General features: G+C 34.5%; 6 protein-coding genes. All 6 read right to left on the bottom strand.

The genetic code is table 11. The features are described from left to right. Window positions 1-1,488 (bottom strand): 6-hydroxymethylpterin diphosphokinase MptE-like protein (locus CI949_RS15090; RefSeq protein ID WP_290767782.1); only part of this gene is annotated, 1,488 nt, incomplete at its 3' end. Between the two features lie 77 nt (window positions 1,489-1,565). After that, entirely contained in the window at window positions 1,566-2,960 is a 1,395-nt protein-coding gene (gene fliD, locus CI949_RS15085; protein ID WP_290767780.1) for a flagellar filament capping protein FliD, read from the bottom strand. Between the two features lie 15 nt (window positions 2,961-2,975). Continuing rightward, the gene (locus CI949_RS15080; RefSeq protein WP_290767777.1) at window positions 2,976-3,341 is read right to left on the bottom strand and encodes a flagellar protein FlaG; all 366 of its coding nucleotides are present in this window, start codon (window positions 3,339-3,341) and stop codon (window positions 2,976-2,978) included. Between the two features lie 90 nt (window positions 3,342-3,431). After that, window positions 3,432-4,613 carry a flagellar hook-associated protein FlgL gene (gene flgL / locus CI949_RS15075; RefSeq protein WP_290767774.1) on the bottom strand — a complete coding sequence of 394 codons (1,182 nt, stop codon included), beginning with the start codon at window positions 4,611-4,613 and terminating at the stop codon, window positions 3,432-3,434. A gap of 184 nt (window positions 4,614-4,797) precedes the next feature. Continuing rightward, a complete protein-coding gene (gene flgL, locus CI949_RS15070; RefSeq protein WP_290767772.1) occupies window positions 4,798-5,694 on the bottom strand; it encodes a flagellar hook-associated protein FlgL in 897 nt (298 codons plus the stop codon). A 19-nt stretch (window positions 5,695-5,713) separates the two neighbouring features. Beyond that, on the bottom strand, window positions 5,714-6,352 hold a 639-nt coding region (locus CI949_RS15065), incomplete at its 5' end, for a flagellar basal body rod C-terminal domain-containing protein (protein WP_290767771.1).

The following is a 6,352-nucleotide window of genomic DNA, read 5'->3' as shown; positions in this document are numbered from 1 at the left end:
ATTTTTTTTATAATATTGATCCAAAACTTTTCGTACATTAATATTATTCTTACTATCACTCAAATATTTATCAATAACTTCACTAAATTTCATCACTAAAGTATGATCAATCTTAGCTCCACCTTCAGTAGCATCAATATAGGTCCGGTCTGGTCTTTTAGCAAAATAGTTATTAAAATAACTTAACATTGATAAGTAAACTTTATTAGTTAATACTTTTTCTCCATTAATACCGTCAATCTCAATTAAATTTTCTTCACTTCTTTTATTATCTTCATAAGTAGTACCTCTTGCATGAGTTCTGTTTTCGGAAAAAGATAAGTCTTGACCTAATAACACAATGGGATCTGCTCCAAATTTATAGGAAAGATCAACCATTGTATGAGCTACAGTCCCTCCAGTATTAATAGAAGTATATTCACCTTTTATCTCTTCTACCCAACCACTAAAATTTCTTTTCATTGTCAAGAAAACTTGTTTATCATTCCATTTTTCTTGTATTTTATAATGATTTGCCAACTCAGCAAAGAGATATGAGTCTGGAATATTTTTAATATCTTCAAAATGTTTATAATTAGCTAAATTACCATCTACCGAAACCACAATATCTGGTTCTATTCCTCTTTCCAATAATGGCTTTAAAGAAGTTCCTACACACATGACCAGGGCATTATTTTTCACTCTTTTTAATTGATCAATATTCTTATCTAAAGAGGGTCCTGCAGCAACACAAATAGCCGGTATATCTTTAAAAGAATTAAAAAAATCATCAACTTTTGGATTTTTTATTATATAGGGAATATTATAAATCATATTTCTTTTCCATTTTTTTGCACTATGAATATTAGTAGCCAAGTTTGTCTTTTTGAAATTTATTCCCTCTTTTATTTTATTATATATTTCTTTATATTCATCATTAAATAAATTAACTTCAGCTTTCTGTTCTAAAAATTCTATATCTTTTTCTAAACTTAAAGAATAATATGATCGAATAACATCAAATAGAGAGGAAATATCTTCACCAATTAAATAAATTATATTTTTGCTTTTTAGCAAATCACTTAAATCAACATACTTTAATGCTGTATAGAAAAGAGACATATATGGTTCAATGATAAAAACTTTATCATATTTATTTCTTTTTGCAAGTTCTTTTAAATGATACCCAAGACCAAAACCCAAAGCAAAAATTTGCTGCTGTTTTTTTACCTTTAAATTCTCGATCTGCTTTTTAGCTTCTTTCATAGGATAATATTTACTGTGCAAATATCGTTCTTTATTTTCAAACTTAACTCTAATAGTATAATCACCAGAACGAGAATCTTCTAAGTGTATTTCTATACCTTGTTTATTATTAACAATTGCTGTGTGGCCTTCGTCAGAATCCTTAATACTTAAGTTGTCACTATCTTCAAATGCCAATATTTTATTATATAATTTCTTATTTTTTGATTTCAAAACACGCATATTCTTTTTATAAAAATTCAATAAAAACACATCCTAAAAGTATATTAACCCAATTATAAAAAGCAGAGGAGTTAAAGTATAAAACTCCTCTTTAGATTCTACATCATACTTGTTACAGTAGATCCACCCATACTCTGGAGCTGACTCATCATCCAGCTCTGCTGACTCTGCATTTCTGAAATAGCTTTTTCCATGGCAGCAAACTGCTGAACATATCTTTCACGAGTCATATCTACCCTTCTCTGTACATCTGCTATATCATCATTCAAACCTTCTATTCGGGTATCATAGAAGTCAAGTCTCCTGGGAATCAAACCGGTATTGGATTGAAGAACCTGGTCAAGATAGCTGTCCATGCGAACAGCCATACCATCATAACCCTTGGTATCAGACTCTGCCTGAAATAAATTCGTAGCCTCTTCTGGATTGTCCTCTAGAGCTTCAGTTAACTTAGCACTATCTAAACTCATTACTCCATCCCTATCTATCTCAATACCAACGGAGCTTAAAGTTTGATAATCACCTGTATCTTTAACTTTAGAAGTTACAAGGTCTCTTAAACTCATCTGCAGTCTCATTACTGTTCCATCCCCCTGCAGAATTCCACCTTCTTCAGTTTCGGCATCATAACCACTTTTGTTGTCTATAAAATCCATTACACTATTATACTGATTTACAAAAGCCTGTACAGCTTTAGTAGCTTTACCGGTATCTTTAGCAACTGAAATAGTAGCTGTACTACCTGCAGCAGCTTCTGGATTAATATTAAAGGTCATACCATCTACAGCACTAGTAATTTCGTTGCTGGAACTTGTAATACCTGCAATACCATTAATTTCCACTTTTGCATCATTGGCTGCTTTTTCATCAGTAAAATACCCAGTAGTATTATCCAAAATACCTAAATCTTTCAGAATACCATTATTATCAGATATTGTAGGAGTAGAACCATCACTACCATCCAGGAGTGCATTTTCAACACCAGTTTTCTCTGCTTCTATGACCAGTACATCATCAATAACCGAAGCTGAATATCCTGAATCCGCATCATTAATCTTGGCGCTAATATCACTCAAAGAGTCTCCTGTACTGATGTTTACATCTGTGCCATTTAATGTAATTACATCATCTTCAGCAGCACTAAAACCGGGCTTGCGTGCCCCAATCAATCTTTGGGCTGTAGCCACCTGATTTACTGTAATATCATAATTAGCTTCATTAGCACTATTAGCTGCTGTTGCTGTAACTACATCCTCATTGCTGCTGCTAGCAGTTCTGGAATTATAGGTTGAAGATAATTTGAGATCTGTTAATTTGTTTTCTAAATTATCTAACCTGGTGTTAATATCTCTCCAGGCACCTTTAGTCTGCTCCAGTTCTGATATCTCCTGCTGATAATTATAGATTGGACGCTGTTCTAATTGAACCAACTGATTAATTATTGAGTCTGTATCCATACCAGTGGCTAAACCACCTAAACTAAGATCAGCCATCTTAACACCTTCTTTCTAAACTTTCTCATCGATTAAAAATCCCACCATCTCATGTATCTTTGCTTCTAAATCAAGCATTTCTTCCGGCGGTAGTTCTTTTATAACTTCCTGTGTTTTTAAATCAACTATCTGGACCATAAGTTTATCTGTCTTATCATGTATTTTAAATGCTAGATCCTCTTTTACTTTTTTCACTATATCATTAATATCAATTACTGATTCTTTGACATCTTCTTCAAGTTCTTTTTGATTATATTTTCTTTCTTCCTGAAGAGAGTCGGGTTTATTATTACTGCTATTATTACTTCTTTTATTAGTTTGATCTTTCTGGATACTGTTTACTTGCTTCTTTGATAGAGAATCTACTTGTTCTACTTTCATAATAGCTTTTCACCCTTTCTTAAAAAACAAGCCAGCCGGAAAACCGGCCGGCTTAATTGTTTATATATCTATATTATTCTCTTCAAGAAATTAACCGAGTAACTGAAGTACTCCCTGTGGTAACTGATTAGCCTGAGCTAACATTGCTGTACCAGCCTGACTTAAGATCTGAGACTTAGTAAAGTTCATCATTTCTTTAGCCATATCAACATCAGAGATTCTGGATTCAGCAGCTGTTAAGTTCTCTTCTGCTGCACTTAAATTATTTATTGTATGATCTAATCTATTTTGATAAGCACCTAATTTAGAACGTTCTGCTGAAACATCTGCGATAGCTGTATCAAGCTTTGTTATAGCTGCATCAGCTTTAGCCTGGGTACTAACATCTATACCAGCCGCAGCAAAAGCATCAGTAGTTGTGCCGCTTGAAAAAGTCGCAGAGCTAGATGTGCCAGCTGTATCTCCAACTTCAAGTCCAGCAAAAGATAATGTTGCTGCAGTTCCCCCAGTAATTTCAACGGTTGAGCCAGTAGCAGCAGTAATTGTTATTTGATCTGTGCCAGTATCAAAACTAGCTGTTATACCACTATGGGCATTAGTAATTTTAGTAGCGATATCTCCTCCACTATCACCACTAGCAATACCAGAAGTTGTTGCAGTTGTTCCATTAACATCAAAATCAATGGTACCGGCATCTCCACCAGTAGCAGTACCAGTAATAGCCTCACTTTCTATTGTAGCATCGGCAGCTACTCCTAATGACTCAGCATCCATTGCATTAATGCTTAAATCAATATTTTGTTCTGAATTAGCACCAATGTGGAAAGTGGCTTTACCAGTTCCATCTTCTTTAACAGCACCATTTAAAAGTGATTGAGTGTTAAATTCAGTAGTATTAGAAATCCTTGTTAATTCTTTAGCTAATTGATCTACTTCTTTTTGAATTTCTTCTCTATCTGCTGTTGTATTAGTATCATTTGCAGACTGAACAGCTAACTCTCTCATTCTCTGCAAAATTGAATGTGATTCCTTAAGCGCACCTTCAGCAGTCTGAATCATTGAAATACCATCCTGAGCGTTTCTCTGGGCCTGAGCAAGACCTCTTGTCTGAGACTTCATCTTCTCACTAATTGCCAGACCTGCAGCGTCATCAGCAGCACCATTGATTCTCTTCCCTGAAGACAATCTCTGTAAGGACTTACTTAAGTTATTCTGTGTGTTTTTTAGCTGGTTGTATGAATTCAACGCAGCTATGTTTGTGTTAATTCTCATTATTTATTCCTCCTTGAAATTTTGTGTTGTTCCTGGCATCCTTGCCAGTTCATTTAATTTGTTTTGGTTATATGAGCACCTTGTCAACAACACTTCGGCCGATAGTGCTGCCAGCAGCGGTGTTTTAGTAACCATTACAACTATGGTAATTTAGTAAACCATAGTTATAAAAGCCACTAAAAATTTATCTAATAAAATCTACTAAAGACTGCTGCATAATTCTTGACCCAGATGCTAGCGAGGCTCTGTAAACTGTTTCTTCCATTTTTAATTCTGTAATAGTCTTTGCCAGATCTGCATCTTCGTTTTTAGATTTTAAACTTCTCAGATGAACTTTATTTGCTTCTAACCGATCCGCTATATTGCCGGTCCGCTGGAGTTTACCACCAATTTCAGATCTTAGTTCAGCATATTTGTTAATTGCATCATCCATACCTGATAGATTATCTCCAATGTCTTCCCCAGTCTTTGTTGGGTCAGATAAATCATTATAAATCTTATTTAAAGCTTCAATTTCCTTTTTAAAAACTTCTCTTCCATTTAGATTAACACCCATCTGAACATTTTCATTTAATCTTCGCTCAATTGAACTGATATCACCTTTATAATCTACAAAGCTGCCAATCCCTCCAGCTGTATTGACATCAAAGGGTTTCTGATCTGTTTTCTGTCCAGAAAAAATATAATTATCACCAAGTTTTGCATTAGAAATATCAATTAATTCGTCCCTAAGCTGCTTCATCTCATTGGCAACTGTTTCTCTATCTTCTGGTGTCATAGTATCATTAGCAGTATAAATAGTTAATTCCCTGGCTCGCTGAATGACTTTAGTTGCACTTTTAAGTGAACTTTCAGTTGTCTTCAACCAGTTTTCTGCCTGATTAAGATTACGCTGAAACTGGTCATTCCGATTTATTTGAGATTTATAATTCATACTATCTGAGACTTTGATTGGTGCATCAGAGGGCATCTGGAATAACTTACCCGAACTCAGCTGTTCATTTAAGTCATTTAAATCTCCCATATTATTCTGAAGATGATCTAACATATTGCGAACCATCATTGAATTTGTAACTCTCATTGCTGTCAACTCCTGTTATTTATACTATAGTCATTAAACTGTCAAGTAATTCTTCAGTTTTTGTTATATATTTTGCTGCAGCAGTATATGACTGCTGATATTTGATTAATTTAGCCATTTCTTCATCCAGTGAAACTCCCGAAATACTGCGATCAAGAGTCTGCAGCTGTTTTAAAACTACATCCTGATTGGCTTTCATCTCCTGAGCTCTTGATGATTCAGCTCCCACCGATGTCACAATAGTTCTAAAGTAACCTTCCAGTGAAGTTCCTTCTAATTCTGTTCCCTTTGTGGCTGCCTCACTATTAAATAAATTGGCAAGTGCATTTGCATTTTCTCCATTACCGATTGCTTTATCCAGGCTGATATTTCTTTTGCCAGACTTGTTAACTGTTAAAGTAAAATCATCAGTAAAGCTAGCTGTATCAGGCTGAATACCCCCACTTCCATCTAACTCTAAATCAATAGTATCCCCAGCACTTAATGTAGTAGGATGAGTGTATAAGTTATTTCCATCAGAATCATTAATTTTTAGATTAAAATTACCTCCACCGGCATCTGTAACTTCAACCTGATAATTACCTTCCAGATCATTTCCTTGAGTGTCCAGTTCAATAAAAGAATCAATATTCTTATTTCCGGCTGCTATTTTACTGAG

The organism is Halanaerobium sp. (genome assembly GCF_003070835.1).
Note: the sequence above shows the minus strand (reverse complement) of the source record. Positions and strands in the feature narration are given on the sequence as shown.